General features: G+C 45.2%; 18 protein-coding genes and 2 pseudogenes. 1 reads left to right on the plus strand and 19 read right to left on the minus strand.

What is annotated here, in order from left to right:
* Positions 1–34: 34 nt before the first annotated feature.
* From EIM92_RS17735 to EIM92_RS17755, 5 genes and pseudogenes are all read right to left on the minus strand, one after another.
* Positions 35–2,116 carry a chemotaxis protein CheA gene (locus tag EIM92_RS17735; protein ID WP_125083911.1) on the minus strand — a complete coding sequence of 694 codons (2,082 nt, stop codon included), beginning with the start codon at positions 2,114–2,116 and terminating at the stop codon, positions 35–37.
* A 27-nt stretch (positions 2,117–2,143) separates the two neighbouring features.
* Positions 2,144–3,556 (minus strand): protein-glutamate methylesterase/protein-glutamine glutaminase, encoded by a 1,413-nt coding sequence (locus EIM92_RS17740; protein WP_125083913.1) that lies wholly within the window; start codon positions 3,554–3,556, stop codon positions 2,144–2,146.
* A gap of 28 nt (positions 3,557–3,584) precedes the next feature.
* Positions 3,585–4,475: a MinD/ParA family protein gene (locus tag EIM92_RS17745; protein WP_125083915.1), complete on the minus strand. Its 891-nt coding sequence runs from the start codon at positions 4,473–4,475 to the stop codon at positions 3,585–3,587.
* Positions 4,472–5,872, minus strand: coding sequence for a flagellar biosynthesis GTPase FlhF (gene flhF, locus EIM92_RS17750; RefSeq protein WP_125083917.1), 1,401 nt, complete (start codon positions 5,870–5,872; stop codon positions 4,472–4,474). Before flhF ends, EIM92_RS17745 begins: the two co-directional genes overlap by 4 nt.
* Positions 5,869–7,236: pseudogene (locus EIM92_RS17755) on the minus strand (flagellar biosynthesis protein FlhA); the annotation flags it as partial. The gene flhF and the pseudogene EIM92_RS17755, both read right to left, overlap by 4 nt.
* Before the next feature lie 157 nt (positions 7,237–7,393).
* Between EIM92_RS17755 and EIM92_RS17760 the strand changes: the two are divergent.
* Positions 7,394–8,752, plus strand: a complete 1,359-nt coding sequence (locus EIM92_RS17760; protein WP_125081064.1) for an IS4 family transposase — start codon at positions 7,394–7,396, stop codon at positions 8,750–8,752.
* Here the strand turns inward: EIM92_RS17760 and EIM92_RS17765 are convergent.
* The 14 genes and pseudogenes from EIM92_RS17765 to EIM92_RS17830 form a co-directional block, all read right to left on the minus strand.
* Positions 8,752–9,429 (minus strand): annotated as a pseudogene (locus EIM92_RS17765) (FHIPEP family type III secretion protein); the annotation flags it as partial. The gene EIM92_RS17760 and the pseudogene EIM92_RS17765 overlap by 1 nt on opposite strands.
* Before the next feature lie 23 nt (positions 9,430–9,452).
* Positions 9,453–10,541, minus strand: coding sequence for a flagellar biosynthesis protein FlhB (gene flhB, locus EIM92_RS17770; RefSeq protein ID WP_125083919.1), 1,089 nt, complete (start codon positions 10,539–10,541; stop codon positions 9,453–9,455).
* A 15-nt stretch (positions 10,542–10,556) separates the two neighbouring features.
* The gene (gene fliR, locus EIM92_RS17775) at positions 10,557–11,345 is read right to left on the minus strand and encodes a flagellar biosynthetic protein FliR (RefSeq protein WP_125083921.1); all 789 of its coding nucleotides are present in this window, start codon (positions 11,343–11,345) and stop codon (positions 10,557–10,559) included.
* 12 nt (positions 11,346–11,357) lie between these two features.
* Positions 11,358–11,627: a flagellar biosynthesis protein FliQ gene (gene fliQ / locus EIM92_RS17780; RefSeq protein ID WP_125083923.1), complete on the minus strand. Its 270-nt coding sequence runs from the start codon at positions 11,625–11,627 to the stop codon at positions 11,358–11,360.
* 78 nt (positions 11,628–11,705) lie between these two features.
* On the minus strand, positions 11,706–12,467 hold the full coding sequence (gene fliP / locus EIM92_RS17785) for a flagellar type III secretion system pore protein FliP (RefSeq protein WP_125083924.1): 762 nt from the start codon (positions 12,465–12,467) through the stop codon (positions 11,706–11,708).
* On the minus strand, positions 12,464–13,000 hold the full coding sequence (locus EIM92_RS17790; protein ID WP_125083926.1) for a flagellar biosynthetic protein FliO: 537 nt from the start codon (positions 12,998–13,000) through the stop codon (positions 12,464–12,466). The genes fliP and EIM92_RS17790 overlap by 4 nt, the downstream gene beginning before the upstream one ends.
* A 10-nt stretch (positions 13,001–13,010) precedes the next feature.
* Positions 13,011–13,376: a response regulator gene (locus EIM92_RS17795; protein WP_125083928.1), complete on the minus strand. Its 366-nt coding sequence runs from the start codon at positions 13,374–13,376 to the stop codon at positions 13,011–13,013.
* Between the two features lie 27 nt (positions 13,377–13,403).
* Entirely contained in the window at positions 13,404–14,675 is a 1,272-nt protein-coding gene (gene fliY / locus EIM92_RS17800) for a flagellar motor switch phosphatase FliY (protein ID WP_125083930.1), read from the minus strand.
* Entirely contained in the window at positions 14,665–15,663 is a 999-nt protein-coding gene (gene fliM, locus EIM92_RS17805) for a flagellar motor switch protein FliM (RefSeq protein WP_125083932.1), read from the minus strand. The genes fliY and fliM overlap by 11 nt, the downstream gene beginning before the upstream one ends.
* 41 nt (positions 15,664–15,704) lie before the next feature.
* Positions 15,705–16,178, minus strand: a complete 474-nt coding sequence (locus EIM92_RS17810; RefSeq protein ID WP_125083934.1) for a flagellar basal body-associated FliL family protein — start codon at positions 16,176–16,178, stop codon at positions 15,705–15,707.
* A gap of 2 nt (positions 16,179–16,180) precedes the next feature.
* Entirely contained in the window at positions 16,181–16,399 is a 219-nt protein-coding gene (locus tag EIM92_RS17815; protein WP_125083936.1) for a flagellar FlbD family protein, read from the minus strand.
* An 84-nt stretch (positions 16,400–16,483) separates the two neighbouring features.
* Positions 16,484–17,302 carry a flagellar basal body rod protein FlgG gene (flgG, locus tag EIM92_RS17820; protein ID WP_125083937.1) on the minus strand — a complete coding sequence of 273 codons (819 nt, stop codon included), beginning with the start codon at positions 17,300–17,302 and terminating at the stop codon, positions 16,484–16,486.
* 87 nt (positions 17,303–17,389) lie between these two features.
* Complete coding sequence (locus EIM92_RS17825) at positions 17,390–17,773, minus strand: TIGR02530 family flagellar biosynthesis protein (RefSeq protein ID WP_125083939.1); 384 nt, start codon at positions 17,771–17,773, stop codon at positions 17,390–17,392.
* On the minus strand, positions 17,770–18,405 hold the full coding sequence (locus tag EIM92_RS17830; protein ID WP_125083941.1) for a flagellar hook capping FlgD N-terminal domain-containing protein: 636 nt from the start codon (positions 18,403–18,405) through the stop codon (positions 17,770–17,772). The genes EIM92_RS17825 and EIM92_RS17830 overlap by 4 nt, the downstream gene beginning before the upstream one ends.
* Between the last annotated feature and the right edge of the window lies 1 nt (position 18,406).

Genomic DNA, 18,406 nt, shown 5'->3' on the forward strand with positions numbered 1-18,406 from the left:
AAATCTGCTCTGCCTGCCGCTTTTGTGTAATGTCTTACTTAATGAATGCATTGGGATCTACAATAAGAGCTACTTGTCCATCACCCAAAATTGTCGCTCCAGCAACGCCTTGCACAGGAGGCAAATATTTGCCCAAGTTTTTGATAACAATCTCACTTTGGCCGATGAAGTCTTCTACCGTTAAGGCCGCCAAACGATCTCCCTTTCGAATAACGACAATCTCCGTCTCCTCTTCAGCAGCCTCATCAAAATCGGAAACCTCAAACAGACTAGCTAAGGATAACAAAGGTATATTTCCGTCACGGTAAGGCACCATCGTATAGCCATGCACATTACGAATCTGTTTTCGCTGAATGATTCCCGTTTCGACGATCGATGAGAGAGGTATCGCATATTTCTCCGAGCCTACCTTGATCAACATCGCGGAAATAATAGATAGAGTCAATGGTAGCTGTACAGAGAACTTCGTTCCTTTGCCCAGGGTTGAAGTGACGGAGACATCGCCGCTGAGAGATTCGATTTTGGAACGCACCACATCCAGGCCGACTCCTCGTCCGGAAATGTCTGATATAACCTCAGCCGTACTAAAGCCTGCAGCGAAGAGCAGCATAAACACCTGCTCGTCCGTCATTGCAGCAGCTTCACTTTGCGTGACGACCCCGTTTTTAACCGCTTTGCTGACAATTTTGTCGCGGTCGATCCCGCCCCCGTCATCCTCAATTTCGATGAACACATGGTTGCCGCTATGGAAGGCACGGAGTTGCACAGTTCCAGTCTCCGGTTTGCCTGCCGCAATGCGTTGAGCAGTAGACTCTATCCCATGGTCTACCGCATTTCTAAGCAAGTGTACAAGTGGATCCCCGATCTCATCAATGACTGTGCGATCCAGCTCGGTTTCGGCGCCAAGGATAATCAGATCGATTTTCTTATCCAGCGATTTAGCCACATCCCGAACCATTCGCGGAAAACGGCTGAATACCGTATCGATCGGAACCATCCGCAGCTTAAGTACAATATTTTGCAAATCACTGCCAACCCGGCTCATATGCTCTACCGTCTCGGTTAGGTCGGAACGTTTGATTTCATCAGCAAGCTGCTCCAGTCTTGAACGGTCAATCAACAACTCACTGAGCAAATTCATAAGCACATCTAGCCGCTCAATATCCACGCGAATGGTCCTGGACGGTGCTGCTCCTCCACCCGCTCGTGGAGTCCCCTTGGAATCTGGCGCTGCCGGCTTGGACGCCTGAGCAGGCTTCCCATCGACAGGAGCCGAAGCAGGAACAGTTGGCGCCTCTGCCGTTTCAGCTGCTGCTGCTACCTTAGCTTCGGAGGAAAGCTGCTTCAGCGTCTCATGATCAAGAGACATCACTTCAGCTGATTCGATCTCGGAAAGATTCACAATCATGCTCTGCAATTCTGAAGCTTCCTTCTGCGTTATGTAATACAGTGAGAATCTGCGATCAAATTTCTCTTGTTCAATATCTTGCACAGAAGGATGCGATTTAACGATTTCCCCATAGCGCTCTAGTAAATCAAACACTAGATAAGCACGTGCTGCTTTTAATTGACAGTCTTCGCGAATAGCAACCTCAATATATAGCACCCCGTGGCCTTCCGAGATCGATTGCTCCAAAACAGAGTGCTGAAATTCATCCAACTGAATGCCCGTATTAATCGCCGCTGTAGCTCCCGTCGCCTGTGTAGGTGGATTGCTGTCAGTTCCTCCAGGAACCTCACCGCGAACGATCGCTTGAAGTGAAGCTACGATAGATTGAACGTCAGCTTTACCATCACCGCCTTGCGTTATATCCTGAACCATCATTTGCAGGGCATCCAGACTTTGGAACAGCGTATCAAAAATATGATCCTGCATTTTTAATTTTTCATTGCGTACCAAATCAAGAACATTCTCCATTTGATGAGTCAGCGAGGATAAATCCTCAAAGCCCATTGTTGCAGCCATCCCTTTCAAGGTATGTGCAGACCGGAAAATAATTTGCACTATTCCGATATCGTCAGGAGCTTTTTCTAGTTCTAGCATATTCTCATTTAATGATTGCAAATGGTCGTTGGACTCATCGATAAACATGGATAAATACTGATTCATGTCCATGGTGAGGCACCTCCTCTAAGAGATTCCTTATTTCACTACTTGTACAAGTTTGGGGCCAATTTCTTGTAACGGTAAAACATGGTTTACACAGTTCAATTCTATCGCCGAGCGCGGCATACCATATACAACACAGGTCTCTTCACTTTCAGCAATAGTAGAAGTTACTCCGGCCTCGTACAACTGTTTCATGGCTTTTGCCCCGTCACTCCCCATCCCCGTTAAAAGCACAATATGCCTCCTCAGGGATTTAAGCGGCAACAGCGACTCGTATAATACTTCCACGGATGGTCGATGACCATTCCGCGGCGCCTGACTACTCAAGCTTACCTTGTATCCTTCCACATCCTTAATCACACTCATATGGAATCCGCCAGGTGCGATATAGGCGGTACCCGGAAGAAGCCTCGACCCTTCTTCTGCCTCTATCACATGCAATGGGCTCAGACTATTTAAGCGCTGGGCAAGTGACTTCGTAAAGTTCGGCGGCATATGCTGCACAATCACGATTGGCGCCGGAAAGTTACGAGGGATATTTTCCAGCACAGCCTTCAATGCCTTAGGCCCACCTGTTGATGTGCCAATAGCCACGATATCTGTAAAGTCAGTTTTGTTAAATCCGGGCTTTTCCTCTTGCAATTTTCCCTGATTTTGAGTTTTTACTATTGATGTACCTGACTTTTCTATCAATGATTCTTTAATTGAATTTGTAGGACTTTTCTTTGGACTCGGGAGCTTTGCGACTCCTTTATCTTGAATTGCCGGACTGATTCTTCGTTGTTCCGCGCTACCAGCTCTAACTGGTTCAACATTCGCTTTAGTCAAAGAGTCCAGTTTGGCATATCCCCTTTTAGCGGGATCATCACGAGTTGACCCCATTATGCCTTGATCGACGCCTCTAGTAGTTGCCCCGCGCTCCTGCTTAAGTTTACTCGGTGCTTTTCTTAGTTCGGCATCCACTGAACTCAGCGAGTTATCGACCGGCCGCACATTCGGTATAATTTGAGACTGAATTGCGGACTCCCTTGCGGCTTTACGCTCTTTCATCAGCATAGCCGTTCGAATCTGTTCATGGAGTTGGCGTCTCACCTGCCCAATGTCATGCGTATTCGTAGAAGCAGATGGTTTACGAATAAAATCGAAGGCGCCGAGCTCCAAGGCCATGATCGTTTCACGCATCCCCTGCTCATTAATGCCGGAAAGCATAATAACAGGTAGCGGGTGACGCTCCATAATAATTTTCAAAGCGTCCAGTCCATTTAATTCTGGCATTTCCACATCCATTGTGACCAAATCCGGCGATAAAACAGCAATTTGTTCAATGGCCTCGCGTCCATTTCGAGCAGTACCGATCACTTTGAAAGCAGGATCCTGCTCAATCAAATCTGACACGATCTTCCTCATAAAAGCCGAATCATCAACCACCATAATCCGGTAAGCCATCGTCCCACCCCTGTTCCTTAATACAGAATCATTTTGTGTGTTTGAGCCATCTGTGTATAAATCCTTTGATTCCTGTCAAGGTATCTTTTTGCCCCACCTGTGGAACTTCTAAAAATTTCATAGCCAAACGTTGAATGTCACGTGCAGCTGCACAGCTAGGAAATGCGGTTGAAAATGGGATTTGTTTCTTGACTGCCTGCATGACATGAGGGTCATCATGGATATGTCCGAGCATTGGGATTTCCATATCGAGAAAGCGTTTAGCTACCAGCGACAGCTTATCGGTTACTTGCCGTGCCTCCTGCTGACTCGCAACCCGGTTAACCACTAGCCGAAACGGTATTTCCTGCTCCATACCGTGAACAACTTTGATTAATGCATAAGCATCTGTAATGGATGTTGGTTCAGGTGTTGTTACCACAATGCATTCATCGGCAGCAGTAATAAATTTTACAGTTTCTTTGGACAGGCCTGCACCCGTATCAAAAATGATGTAATCCATCTTCTCTGAAATCTTTTCAATTTGGGATGTAAAGTAGTTCAGATCGGATTCCGATAAAGTAAATAAGTCTGCCATCCCTGAGCCTCCTGCAATGAAGGGCAAACCGTTCAGCCCAAGCTCGATGATCTCCTCTAAATTTCTCTCACCTTTTAATAAGTGATATAAGTTGTATCTTGCTCGAACGCCCATAAGCACGTCGATATTCGCCATGCCGATATCCGCATCAAAGATAAGCACTTTTCGTCCCAGTGTTTTTAAAGCAAGAGCAAAATTCAAGGTGAAATTGGATTTGCCAACCCCACCCTTGCCACTGCTTACGGTTAAAACCCGGGCGGAATGAGTTCTGAACGCTTGTCTTTCACGCGAAGCTTCCAACTTCGAAACAAGTCTTCTAAGAGATTGGGCCTGATCGTTCATGTCCGTTTAGCCCCAAGGAGCATATCTGTAAACAGTTCATTATTCGCAGGCAGCAGATCATCCGGTACATTTTGTCCGTTAGTTACATATGAGACCTGCACGGGATACTCATGCAGCAAATTATAAATAGGTCCTACACTTTCCGTTTCATCTAGCTTCGTAAATATCACCTTCTGGATGCCGTATTTGCTAAAATGCTCGGTAATTCTCTTCATATCCCGACTTTTGGAAGTCAAGCTTAACACTAAATAAGTTTCGCTTTGTTCCATGGGGTTAAGAAGACTATGAAGCTCCGCTACATATAACTCATTGAGATAATTTCTACCCGCTGTATCCATTAAAATCAAGTCACAATGCTGCAAACGCTGCATAGCTCTTTGCACATCACCTGGCGACTGGACAACCTCCAGCGGAACATTCAAGATTGAGGCGTAGGTGCGCAATTGCTCAATCGCAGATATTCGATACGTATCTGCCGTTATAAATCCGACCTTTTTACGGAGACGGAAAATTTGATCCGCAGCGAGCTTGGCTATCGTCGTCGTTTTCCCGACCCCAGTCGGTCCGACAATATAAACTACTCTAGTTCCATCCTCAATGCCGTTGTCGATACGGTCCTCCATGAATGACTGTGCGCTTATTCTTACCGAAGAGATCAACTCCTCATCGCTCAGCGTCATCTCACTGTGCTCCCAAGCTTTATAGGTAGTATCAATCCATAAATCAACGAGTTCTTCGCTCACCTCTTGCTCCAGTAGCCGTTCTTTCACTTCGCTCAAAGGCTCAGGCAACTCGGGTAACCCCTCCTGAAAGCGGGCAAGCTTAGACATGAGCATCTTCATCTGTTCAATTTCTATAAACAGCCGATCTTCCCTAGTGTCTCCCCTAGTATGATTTGGCTGCACTGACAGTGTACTTTCATGTCGCTTCTCGCCTACCACACTGAGCTTGGTTGAGTTCGCATTCTGCATTAACAATGTACTGTGCTCCATTTCCGACAGAGTGACGTCTTCCTTACCTGCCGCAAGTACAGCAGCAGATAATCGATTATCCTCGAAACCATCCTTATCTTCCATCTTACTGGAAGGCTGTCCCTCGTCTGCATGCTGCGACATCATCAAAGTGGATTTACGATAGGCCTGTGGCACAGATTGAGGTGCAATGGACGGGATGGAAGGAGCAGGAACGACGGTCCGAGAAGGTTGGCCTTTCGGTACAGTAGACTCCTTACTTTCCGATGCAGCGATGACCTCAATCTTTTTCTTCTGAAACATTCCGAGAAATCCGCCGATTTTCATTTCCTTTGTGCTTAAAATAACGGCATCTTTTCCAAGTTCATCACGAATTTTCTGCATCGCATCAGGCATTGTGTCGACGATATAGCGTTTTACTCTCATAAGTTCACCACTCCGACACTCTGAATTTCGACATTCGGCTCAAGCTCACTATAGGACAGTACAGGGATGTCTTGCATCGTCCGTTCAATCACTTGACGCAAATACATGCGGATCGTCGGTGACGTTAGAACAATCGGCTGCTGCCCGGATTGAATTAACCGGTTGATCTGCTCCGTCAGTTTCTGATAGACCGTTTGAGTAGAGGCCGGGTCAAGCGCTAAATAACTGCCCTGCTCAGTCTGCTGCACACTCTCAGCGATTTTCTTCTCAAGTGAAGGTCCTACTGTAATGACCTTCATCGTCTCGCCTTGCTGCGTGTATTGTTGCGTAATTTGTCTGGATAACGCCTGCCGTACATACTCGGTCAATACGTCAGGATCCTTCGTATACGTACCGTAATCGGCGAGTGTCTCAAAAATCGTCACCATATCGCGAATAGATATTTTCTCACGCAGCAGCTTGGCCAATACTTTCTGCACATCCCCGATGGAAAGAATGGACGGGATAAGCTCATCGACAAGCACACCGTAATTGTCTCTGAGATTATCGACAAGCGCCTTCGTCTCTTGTCTGCCCAGAAGCTCATGAGCATGCTTCTTGATCATTTCGGTGAGATGAGTAGCTACAACAGATGGCGGATCTACTACAGTATAGCCTGATAATTCCGCCCGGTCTTTGGTCGATTCATCAATCCAAAGCGCCGGTAATCCAAAGGCAGGTTCCTGGGTCTCTATACCTGTGATTGAGTCATCATCCACCCCAGGACTCATAGCCAAATAGTGATTAAGTAATAATTCACCACCGCTTACGATATTCCCTTTAATTTTGATCACATATTCATTCGGTTTTAGTTGAATATTGTCACGAATGCGAATCACGGGCACTACAAGTCCCATTTCCAAGGCACACTGCCGTCGAATCATGATGATTCTATCTAACAAATCTCCACCCTGTCCAGTATCCGCAAGTGGGATCAAACCATATCCAAATTCGAATTCGATCGGATCGACCTGCAGCAGATTGATAACACTTTCCGGACTTCGAACTTCTTCGATTTCCTGCTCCTCCTCTTCCTGCTCTTGCTCAATTTGGCGGCGATCCAGATTTTTCTGCATCCGATAGGCCGCAAAACTTAGCATTCCGGCGAAAGGCAAGGTCGTGACTGCCCCAATTGGAGTAAAAAGTCCTAATAAAGCAATAGTTCCAGCAACAATGTATACCAGCTTTGGATAGGAGAACAGTTGGCCTGTAATATCATCTGCCAAATTCCCTTCCGACGAAGCCCTCGTAACAATTAGACCCGCTGCTGTAGAAATCAATAATGCCGGAATCTGGCTGACAAGGCCATCCCCGATTGTAAGTAACTCAACTTTCGCAGAGCGAAAATCGGCTTACTTGCTTGATGTGATTAGATAAACCCTGATTAGAATATGGATGTTGCAATAATAGAAAAACACCGCTTCATTTGGTAAAGTGAGAGTGTCGAATCAATCACTACCATACAGAAGAGGTGTCCTCTACATGATAGAGCAAAGCATATTACAAAATCAACTTCCAAATGAAATTAAACCCGCTTTTAAAGAGCTGAAAGTATTGCAACATTTAAGAACAGCTGGATTTAAAAAGAGATTTGGTTATACCTGTTCGTTTTTATTCCAGCTTGTCTTTGTCCTTTTGTTTCACCACAAAAACTGGTTCCGCCTGTTGGAAAGCGAGAAAGGTGATACGTTTCCTGGGAAGGATGCGATCTATCGATTCCTGAATCACAGCGGCTATGCATGGCGCAAATTTCTGTCATTGCTTAGTTCCTCCACTATCGATAAAATTCGCCCACTGACAGGTGAAGATCGCATGTCTGCATTTGTTGTTGACGACTCCATGTTTGAGCGCAATCGTAGCAAGAAGGTTGAACTGCTTTCTCGATTTAAAGATCATGCAACGGGTTCCTTTTATAAAGGATTTCGGATGCTTACGCTAGGCTGGTCGGATGGTCATACGTTTATTCCCGTTGACTTCTCCTTGCTAGCTTCGATGAAATCGCAAATAAATGGGATCATGCAAGGGATCGACAAGAGAACGTCTGGCTACAAGCGTCGGGTCGAAGCTTTGCTTCCTGCTCCTGAAATTATTCCATCGATGATTGATCGTGCGCTTTCCGCTGGTGTGCAGGCTTCATACGTGCTAATGGATAGTTGGTTCACACATGCTCCATTAATCCAAGCCATCGTTGATCGAGGCCTAGATGTGATCGGCATGGTCAAAGCGGATAAGAAGCGTTATCTTGTTGACGAACGCCGATTATCTTTGCAAGAACTTTATTATGAAGCCATCCCTGTTCAAGGAAAAAACAAGGGAATCTTACGCTCTATCCGTACCGAGTTGTCTCCAGGGATTCCAGTCATGATGGTTTTCGTGCGTCACCGCTCAAAAAAGAAAGAATGGCTTGCCATTCTATGCACCGACCTAACGATTTCGGAAGAAAAAATGATTCAGATATACGGCATTCGCTGGGATATCGAAGTCTTCTTTAAGTGTGCCAAATCCTTACTGCGCCTACAAAAAGAGTTTCAAGGACGCTCATATGATCTCCTTATCAGCCATACCACGATTGTTTTTTCACGGTATATTTTGCTAGCGTGGCAACACCGACAAAGTACCGACAACCGTACGCTTGGTGGCTTGTTTTATTTGCTATGTGATGAAGTAGGTCAGCTAGATTGGGCTGTAGCCTTAAAACAACTGATTGAATTAATCGAAGATATCTCCAAGAAAGCCAGTAAGAAGATCACAACACTCATTCAAACACAACTACAGCAATGGATCGCTGGCTTGCCCAGTTACATCAAGGCTTATTTGCCGATTTCAAGCTGCGAAAGTTGAGTAAGTAATGAGTATGTAGCGAGCGCCTCTTGAAATGGCATGCCATGAATCGACATTCCGATAATAAATCCGCCGATTAAGTTAATGAGGAGAATAATGATACTGGCAATCGCATCCCCTTTGACGAACTTACTCGCCCCGTCCATTGCCCCGTAGAAATCCGACTCTCTTTCGATCTTGCGTCGGCGATCCCTAGCCTGATGTTCGTTAATTAAACCGGCGTTCAAATCAGCATCAATACTCATTTGTTTACCAGGCATCGCATCCAAGGTAAAGCGTGCAGCTACTTCTGCGACCCGCTCCGACCCCTTCGTAATAACGATAAATTGAACGACAACGAGAATAAGGAATACGATAAATCCGACTACTGGCTGTCCCTGAGATACCCAAGTCCCAAATGTTGCAACGACATCCCCAGCCTTCGCCTGTCCGAGAATCAACTTCGTTGTCGATACGTTCAACGCAAGTCGGAACAAGGTAGTTATGAGGAGCATTGCCGGAAAGATGGAGAACTGTAATGCTTCCTTCGTATTCATGGCAACAAGCAAGATCATCAGTGCGATCGAAATGTTGATAATAAGAAGAATATCCAGCAGCCAAGTGGGGATCGGAAGTATCATTAATAGAACGATGCCGATAACTCCTATAAGTACAAATAAATCTTTAGCCTTCTTCATGGCCCCGCCTCCGATCCCGTCCATTATTTAGTCTTACCTTTCATTCTATATACGTAAGCCAGCACTTCGGCTACGGCTTGAAACAAATCTGCAGGAATCGAATCCCCGATTTCCGCTCTTTGGAACAATGCACGCGCCAGCGGCTTGTTTTCCATAATAATAACGCCATGTTCCTTTGCAATCTCTCGAATACGGAGAGCAACATAATCCTGACCCTTCGCAACGACTTGCGGGGCATCCATTTCTGAGCCCTCATATTTTAGAGCAACGGCAAAATGGGTCGGGTTCGTAATAATAACGTCCGCTTTAGGTACTTCCTGCATCATACGCTGCAGCGCCATACGCCGCTGTCGTTCACGTATTTTACCTTTAATGAGCGGATCGCCTTCCATTTTTTTATATTCGTCTTTAATGTCCTGCTTCGACATTTTCAAATTTTTCTCGTGATCATACTTTTGATACAAATAATCGAGAACTGACAGTACGAATAACGCTGCACCAATCTTTAATCCCAAATTCATTGTTAATCTCGATGTAAAGTAAAATGCATCATCAATGGTAACGTGGCCTAAGGAAGCTATATTGCCCCGTTCTCCCCATATCGTTGAGTAGACCAAGAATCCAATGATTGTTAATTTGAGAAGGGACTTCAAAAATTCAACTAAAGAACGCATGGAAAAAATTCTTTTGAACCCTTGAATAGGATCGATTTTTTTCAGCTGCATCTTTAATGGCTCTCCTGTAAGGAGAAAACCGACCTGTATGTAGTTCGCTAATGCTGCCATTACAACAACAATCAAAAGTAATGGGGCAATTAGCAGCAAAATTTGGACCGCATAGTCTCCAAACATCGTCATCACATTTTCTTGCGTAACGTCCATATTCAACCGGTGAAAATACACATCAGAAAAAAGCGCAATCAGCCTTTCTTTCATATATCCCCCGAACATTAACAGGCATAAAAATCCGGATAGTAATACGACTGAGCCTGATAAGTCCTGACTTTTGGCAACCTGGCCTTTCTTCCGGGCGTCCTGCCGTTTCTTAGGCGTAGCCTTCTCTGTTTTCTCACCGGCAAACAACTGCAGATCCAGCGCATACCGAAACGACATAACGATCCCCCTATCCTACTTCGGCCTTTCCCCGATTGTACCGAACAAATTATGCAACGATTTGAACAACACCTGAAACAAATTCTCAAACGCATAAATCAAGCTGGGTACTAGCAAAAGCAGCATAGCTAACCCAACCAAAATTTTGAGCGGAATTCCGATCACAAAGACGTTGAATTGGGGAGCCGTTCGAGCTAAAAAACCAAGCGCAACATCGGTTACAAATAGAGCAACGACCAACGGTGCCGCCAGTTGAAAAGATAGTAGGAAAGCTTGACTAAAGGTTCTAGCCAAAAATTCGGCGATGTTTCCATGGTATATTTTCTGAAACAATTCATTAGATAGCGGCATCCAATTATAACTGCGAATAACCGCATCCAGTAAATAATGGTGGCCATTTATCGACAAGAATAGCAACGTAGCAATGATATACTTTAAATTGCCAAGTATCGGGGCTGATGCACCAGTCATAGGATCGAGTACGTTCACGATACCAAATCCCATTTGAATGTCGATAAAGGATCCTGCCATCTGAATAACCATAAATAATAAGAGAGCGACATATCCCATCAGCAATCCGATCAACAGCTCACGAATAACAAATAGAAGATAGCTAAAGTCTGTCGGAATAGCATGATCGATACCTTGAATGATAACAATCAACAAAGCAACCATGGCTGACAAGCCAACTTTGAAGGTATTAGGAACACCGCGCGATGAAAATATTGGTGCAACTACAAAAAACGCAGTCATTCGACAAAAAACAAGCAAAAAAACCGAAATTCCTTGCAACAAAGTCTCCATAATCTTTTACGCCTAACCGATATAATTAGAAAGATTGTTTAAAATGCCGTAGGTGAAATCAACCATAGTTGTCAAAATCCACGGCCCAAAGATCAGCAGGGCAAGTAAGACGGCGATAATTTTAGGAACAAATGCAAGGGTTTGTTCCTGGATTTGAGTCGTCGCCTGAAAAATACTTACAATTAGTCCGACCGTCAAGCCAATGACTAGCATCGGCGCACTCACCTTTAGAACGGTATAAACCGCTTGTCCGGCCAATCCGACTATAAAATCCGTATTCATCCGTCTTCCCCCTTTATGTGATGTCATTTAATCCTTGTTGTACGCCGGAATCGGTATAATAGCTTTGCCGTATTCCGGCTAAGGACTGAAGCTTACTAGTAACGATTTCACAACAAGATACCAACCGTCTACTAGAACGAATAGCAAGATTTTGAACGGAAGTGATATCATTACCGGTGGCAACATCATCATCCCCATCGCCATTAATACACTAGACACAACGATGTCAATAATGAGAAATGGGATAAATATCATGAATCCCATTTGAAATGCCGTTTTAAGCTCGCTAATTGCAAACGCAGGCACTAGAACAGAAATCGGCAAATCTTCGTAACTGGCAGGCTTCTCAGTTTTGGTATAACTCATAAATAACTGCAGATCCTTGGGACGGGTGTGCGTATACATAAACTTCTTCATAGGCACAGCCGCTTTGTCCAGCGCTTCCGTTTGCGTCAGTTCGCCTTTGATATAAGGCTGCAGAGCAACTTCATTTATCGAAGATAGCGTCGGACTCATGACGAATAACGTAAGGAACAACGCCAAGCCAATCAGAACCTGATTGGGGGGCATCTGTTGTGTCCCTAAGGCGTTCCGGACGAATCCTAGTACAATGACGATTCTCGTAAAACTCGTCATAAGCACCAGGATCGCAGGTGCGATACTTAGAACTGTGATGAGCAAAATGAGTGAGAGTGAACTTGTACCCGGCTGTCCATCCGAATTCCCAATTTGTATTCCGATATCCGGTATTGGATTCACTGGCGCCGCCGAAGCGGCCGACACGGTCAGCGCACTCCATAACGCAAGCAATAATCCTACTATAAAGACCTTTTTCTTCATGAATTCCTCAACCGATCTGTAGATTGTTCTTCCTTGTTCTGAAGGAGTTCCTCCACTTGCTGTTTCCGTGTAGGCATACTTCTTAGCTGAGATTGAAACACTTCATGGAATTTTGTCTCGTCTAACTCCTCCTCCTCTGGAGTCGGTTTTCGAAAACGAGAAACAAAGTTACTTATGATGGAAGCCAGGCCTGGAAACTCAACCGCATCTTCCGCAAAGGCCTGATGCAATAACGCAACTTCTTCCGGATCACTAATTTTATCCACCAAGGAAATGTCTTCGCCGACTCCGACAAGGTAGACATTTCCTCCAATTTCAATAACTTGCAAAGATTTATTTGGTCCCAGACCGACGGCCCCCAAAGTGCGGATCGTTCGGCTTTGGGACAAATAACGATTCCTTTTACCCAGAAAACGAATTAATAACACGATTAAAACAATGATGATCGCCAGAACAACGATAACCGTTATCAAGCTACCCCAAATATTCATATCGTTCCCAAACTGCGGGATCTCCGGCTGATTCGAGTTCATCGCTAACGTCCTATATGCCTAGCGTCTTGTTAATGGCTTCAATAACCCGATCGGATTGAAACGGTTTAACGATGAAGTCCTTGGCACCGGCCTGAATCGCATCGATAACCATAGCTTGCTGGCCCATGGCTGAGCACATAATGACCTTCGCGTTTGGATCCAGTTCTTTAATTTCTTTAAGCGCGGCAATGCCGTCCTTTTCAGGCATCGTGATGTCCATTGTTACGAGATCTGGCTGTAGTTCCTTAAATTTCTCGACTGCTTGTGCGCCGTCCTGTGCTTCTCCTACAACCTCGAATCCGTTTTTCGTCAATATGTCGCGGATCATCATTCTCATAAAAGCAGCATCGTCTACGATTAGAATTCGGTTTGCCATTGATTTAAAATCCTCCCTAAACTTCTACTATTGTAATTTTTGAATCCGGTCCCACTGACTGACTATATCAGTCACGCGAACCCCAAAGTTTTCATCGATAACGACAACTTCGCCCTTGGCGATCAACTTGTTGTTCACTAGAATATCTACTGGCTCACCGGCTAGCTTGTCCAGTTCGATAATCGAGCCCTGGGACAATTCCAGGATATCCTTAATTTGCTTCTGGGTCCTTCCTAATTCTACGGTCACTTTAAGAGGTATGTCCATCAGTAAATTTAGATTATTATCATCCGGTTGACCGTAAGTCGGAGCCCCGAGATTCGCGAATTGCACCGGCTGCACATTTAAATTGCGACCTTGCATTCCTCCATAGTGCTGTGGCTCATTATACGGCCGACTTTGCGGCGGCGGATAATATCCCTGATCCTGCATCGGCGGCATCATCGGCTGCTGCCCGTATTGCATTTGCGGCTGCTCATGCGCTGGAGTCTCCCCATAAGTTGGAGGTAAAGTTTCCGGTGCCGGAACAGACGTTGCTGCCGCAGGTGTTGGAGCCGGCGTTGGAGCAGGTGTTGGAGCAGGTGCAGAAGAAGCAGCACTTTCGGTGGTAGTCGAATCTGTAACCGCCCCATTAATAAGACTGTCTACCATGTCTTTCGAGAACTGCACCGTAAGAAGCTGCATAATCGTCGAATCAATCAAATCTCCGATAGTAAGTCTGAATGATACTTTAATAAGTGTCTCATCGGGAGGCAGGCTCGCCACTCCACTTCCATTCGACATGTTCAGAATATCAATTCCCGGCGGTGAAATATTAACAAACCGGTTAAATATCGTCGACATGGATGTCGCGGAAGAACCCATCATTTGATTCATCGCTTCTTGAACGGCACTGATGTGGATATCATTCAATTCTTCCTCAACTGGATTTCCTTCCCCACCCAGCATGAGATCTGCGATAACTTGGGCATCCTTGGTCTTAATAATCAGCGAATTGATTCCTTCAAATCCATCCACATATTGCACATGAATTGCTACATGCGGCTTCGGGAACTCCGTCTCGAATTGAGAGCGCCTAATAATAGAAACCTTCGGGGTTGTAATATCTACTTTTTTATTCAGCAAAGTAGATAAAGCGGTAGCGGCACTACCAAACGTAATATTGCCGATTTCCCCCAGTGCATCCTGCTCCAGCGGTGTCAGATAATCATCTACCGTTGGCTCAGACGGTGTATCGCTATTCGCCTGCTTAAGCAGAGCGTCAATTTCCTCTTGGGATAAATAATCTTTACTCGTCAAATTCCTCAACTCCTTCGCTGACAATTTCATCAATTTGAACGGCGACTCGGTCTTTGATCGTACCCGGACTGCCAATATACTTCAATCTATCGCCGATTCTTATAGCAAGTCCGTCATGTACAGGTTTATTCAGGGAAATGACATCCCCGACTGACAATCCTAAGAACTCTTGAATCGTTATCTGTGACTCACCAAGCTCAGCAATGATCGGCAGTTTAGTTTTGTTTACGCGATTTCGAAGCGCATCAACCTCTTCTGGAGCGCGTGCTTTCTTCTGGGACACGAACCAGTGATGAACCGAGAGTTTCGGCATGATCGGCTCAATAACCACATGCGGAATACATAAGTTGATCATCCCTGTTGTATCGCCGATTTTAGTACTCAGCGAAATGAGCGCAATCGTCTCGTTGGGCGATACGATCTGCATAAACTGAGGATTCGTCTCCAAAGCTTCCATTCGCGGACTAATATCAATGACAGTCTTCCATGCTTCCTGGAGGCTATCAAAGGCCCGACTAAAAATACGTTCCATAATAATGGTCTCAATTTCGGTAAGTGACCCGATTTTAGACGGAGCCATCCCTATTCCGCCTAACAGTCTATCCAACATGGCGAATGCGACGTTTGGGTGAACTTCGAGCACCATTCTTCCTTCCAATGGCTCAGCTTCAAAAATGTTAAGTATCGTCATCTTCGGGATTGACCGTATAAATTCATCATAAGGCAACTGCTCAACTTGAACTACATTAATCTGAACAAATGTACGAAGCTGCGCAGAGAAATACGTGGTAAGAAACCTCGCGAAATTTTCATGAATTCGAGTTAAACTGCGAATATGATCTTTGGAAAATCGCACCGCTCTTTTGAAATCATAAGCCCGGATTTTCTTCTGCGTTTCTTCTTTTTTCAGTTCCTCTGCATCCATTTCACCGGAAGACAACGCGGCGAGCAGAGCATCGATTTCGTTCTGCGATAACACATCTACCAAACATCTCACCCCCTTCAAGGATCTAATCTATCGATATCGCCCTAAATTGTTGTCATGATAAATTCTGTAATATCGATTTGAATCAATTTCCCTTCCGGTAGCGATGTATTGATCAAATTCAATAATTTCGTACTTAAGTTATCCTTGCCCTTTGCACCGATCAAATCCTCTGGTTTCGTATCGGCAAGCGTTTTGAGAATGATTGGCTTGATTTTGAATTCTTTAATCTTATCAAAAGATTCTTTAGATGTTTCCCGATCCAATTGGAACGCGAAATTCATAACTACTACATAGTTCGGATCCGATAAATTCGTTTTGATTCCATCGATTGCCGAGGTTACTTTTACTAGTTCATCTGCTGATAAATTTGCAGGCTGGCCTACATTTAATACGGCTTGGTTTACCTCATTGCCTGGGGCAGGCTTAGTAACTTGATTCACCAGCAGGAAAGCTGCCATTACGATTAGAGTGATTGCGAGTAACATCGTAATGAGCCAAGGCGCCATTTTCTTCATGACTATTCCTCCGTTTGTTGCACTTTAATGGTTGCTGCATGGATACCGATCTCACTGTAGTATTCATTCACCTTCGCGATGATGTCGGTTGCCTTCTCCAGCACGATCATACGCTTGCCCGTTACGAGGGTTACATATGTATCAGGCGTTTCTTCTACTGACTCAATCATGATGGCATTTAGCCATGCCTGTTTTCCATTCAAGCGTGTTACAGATATCATGCCACCCCTCCATTCGAAACGGGAATCCGTATTTGAAAATATTAGGCGGAGGAAGGAGCTTGTCCTCCCCCGCTAATCAATCGCCTAACGCTTCAGATTTACGACTTCCTGCAGCACTTCATCGGATGTGGTAATAATGCGGGAATTCGCTTGGAATCCGCGCTGCGCCACGATCATTTCTGTAAACTCACCGGTTAGGTCGACGTTGGACATTTCGAGTTGACCGGAAATAATTGCGCCAGTCCCTGCCTCCGCGTCATTACCAGTGGTTGGCTCAAGATCGTCCACGTTGGCATTCGGCGACAGACGATATAAGTTGCCACCGATTTTCTCCAATCCTTCTGGGTTAACGACGCGCGCAACGCCAATAACTTCACCAGCTACAATCTCGCCGTCCTCCATTTTCTGCATGATCGTACCATCCTGGGCAATCGTAAAGGCTACAACGCCCTCATCCAATGGCTCAAGCGGTGCACCGTCTGAACTCCAAACGCGCAAACCGTCGGAAGTAACCAGCTGGCGGGCTGCATCCAAATGGAAGTCCCCTGCTCGAGTCAAGAATGGTACCTCTTGATCCTCAGATAGGGTCACCATGAAAAAACCATCCCCATCGATTCTTAAATCAAGCGGATTATTTGTTGTCATCGCGCTTCCTGCAGTATGGAGTGTATCGATAGAACCAATCGATACCCCTAGGCCAACCTGTTTCGCATTGATACCGCCAGTTCCATCATCTGTAGGAGCAGTAACACCGGATATCGTCTGGCTCATAATATCCTTGAACATAACCCGTCCTGCCTTAAAGCCTACAGTGTTAACGTTAGCGATGTTGTTACCGATTACGTCCAGTTTCGTTTGAAATCCGCGCATGCCAGATACGCCCGAGTACATCGATCTTAACATTTAGTCTATTCCTCCTTGGAATGATGTTTGCTAAAAGTCACTTCAGTCGATCCGTGACTATTGGCTCTCCGTTTCCGGGCCAGCCAATTAAGAGATAATAACGGCACTGTCGATTTGTGTAAACACATTGCCCTTCATGCTATTTCCGTCCATCGCAGTGACTACGGTTCGATTATGCACATTCACGATAAGAGCCATATCCTTCATTAAAATGAGCGAATCCTTAGCTCCTTTGGCTGCGGCATCATCGATGGCAGATTCTATTTGATGAAGCTGCTCAGGCTGCAATCGAATGCCTCGTTGTTCAAGCCGCTTTACGGCATGATTGCTGAAATGAAGCAGGCGATCCTGCAGCATTTCCTCAAACGTTGTATCCTGCGACTTAGGTAATCCCGAATTTTTAACCTGATGTAATGTGCCGGGTTGAATTCTTCCAGGATACAAGCTGCCTATGCGAATGGGATCATTCATGGCGTACCAGCTCCGTCAGAAGACCCATTATGGGTTCCAGACTGCCCAGAGCTAGATTCAGTTGGGTTATCTGCAAATATGTTCGGTGCCCCTGCGCCTGGAATCTCATTTCCCGATCCTGTTATTGAATCTGTTGGAATTCCAGAGGTTTCGGTATGCCCAGAAGTTGTTTCTTCTGGCACTTCATCAATTTCCAAAATATCCGACAACTTGATTTCTTTGTCTCCGACTTTGGCATATTGAACATTTTCCCGAATCACGATACCCTCGACTATACCGCTACCGTTAGTAGTAACAGTTCTTTTGCCTGTTTTAATATCGTATTCGCCCGTATATTCCGTTTGAATCCAGGATACTCTCTTACCGATGAGTCCTGATACTGTCCCTAAGGATTGATTCATGACATCCAACTGTTTGGAAATATTCATTAACTGTTCCACCGAGGTGAATGTAGCCATTTGAGCAATGAACTCCTTATCTTGGAGCGGCTGCATCGGATCCTGGTTTTGCAGTTGGGTAATTAATATTTTTAGAAATTGGTCTTTGCCTAAGGCCTGATTATCTTCTTTGCTCTTACTTGTAACATTAGTCGATGAATAACCTGGCCAAGAGACGGATGTGAAATTTGACACG

Origin of the sequence: Paenibacillus lentus, assembly GCF_003931855.1 — a bacterium.
Lineage (GTDB): Bacteria > Bacillota > Bacilli > Paenibacillales > Paenibacillaceae > Fontibacillus > Fontibacillus lentus.

What these genes read in the sequence shown, in the direction of transcription:
- EIM92_RS17825 (WP_125083939.1), bottom strand. Translation starts at nt 17,773, where the DNA reads ATGAATGATCCCATTCGCATAGGCAGCTTGTATCCTGGAAGAATTCAA.
- EIM92_RS17745 (WP_125083915.1), bottom strand. Translation starts at nt 4,475, where the DNA reads ATGAACGATCAGGCCCAATCTCTTAGAAGACTTGTTTCGAAGTTGGAA.
- EIM92_RS17735 (WP_125083911.1), bottom strand. Translation starts at nt 2,116, where the DNA reads ATGGACATGAATCAGTATTTATCCATGTTTATCGATGAGTCCAACGAC.
- EIM92_RS17795 (WP_125083928.1), bottom strand. Translation starts at nt 13,376, where the DNA reads ATGGCAAACCGAATTCTAATCGTAGACGATGCTGCTTTTATGAGAATG.
- EIM92_RS17810 (WP_125083934.1), bottom strand. Translation starts at nt 16,178, where the DNA reads ATGAAGAAAATGGCGCCTTGGCTCATTACGATGTTACTCGCAATCACT.
- fliQ (WP_125083923.1), bottom strand. Translation starts at nt 11,627, where the DNA reads ATGAATACGGATTTTATAGTCGGATTGGCCGGACAAGCGGTTTATACC.
- EIM92_RS17760 (WP_125081064.1), top strand. Translation starts at nt 7,394, where the DNA reads ATGATAGAGCAAAGCATATTACAAAATCAACTTCCAAATGAAATTAAA.
- EIM92_RS17790 (WP_125083926.1), bottom strand. Translation starts at nt 13,000, where the DNA reads ATGAACTCGAATCAGCCGGAGATCCCGCAGTTTGGGAACGATATGAAT.
- fliP (WP_125083924.1), bottom strand. Translation starts at nt 12,467, where the DNA reads ATGAAGAAAAAGGTCTTTATAGTAGGATTATTGCTTGCGTTATGGAGT.
- EIM92_RS17815 (WP_125083936.1), bottom strand. Translation starts at nt 16,399, where the DNA reads ATGATATCTGTAACACGCTTGAATGGAAAACAGGCATGGCTAAATGCC.
- EIM92_RS17740 (WP_125083913.1), bottom strand. Translation starts at nt 3,556, where the DNA reads ATGGCTTACCGGATTATGGTGGTTGATGATTCGGCTTTTATGAGGAAG.
- flhB (WP_125083919.1), bottom strand. Translation starts at nt 10,541, where the DNA reads ATGTCGTTTCGGTATGCGCTGGATCTGCAGTTGTTTGCCGGTGAGAAA.
- flgG (WP_125083937.1), bottom strand. Translation starts at nt 17,302, where the DNA reads ATGTTAAGATCGATGTACTCGGGCGTATCTGGCATGCGCGGATTTCAA.
- fliR (WP_125083921.1), bottom strand. Translation starts at nt 11,345, where the DNA reads ATGGAGACTTTGTTGCAAGGAATTTCGGTTTTTTTGCTTGTTTTTTGT.
- flhF (WP_125083917.1), bottom strand. Translation starts at nt 5,872, where the DNA reads ATGAGAGTAAAACGCTATATCGTCGACACAATGCCTGATGCGATGCAG.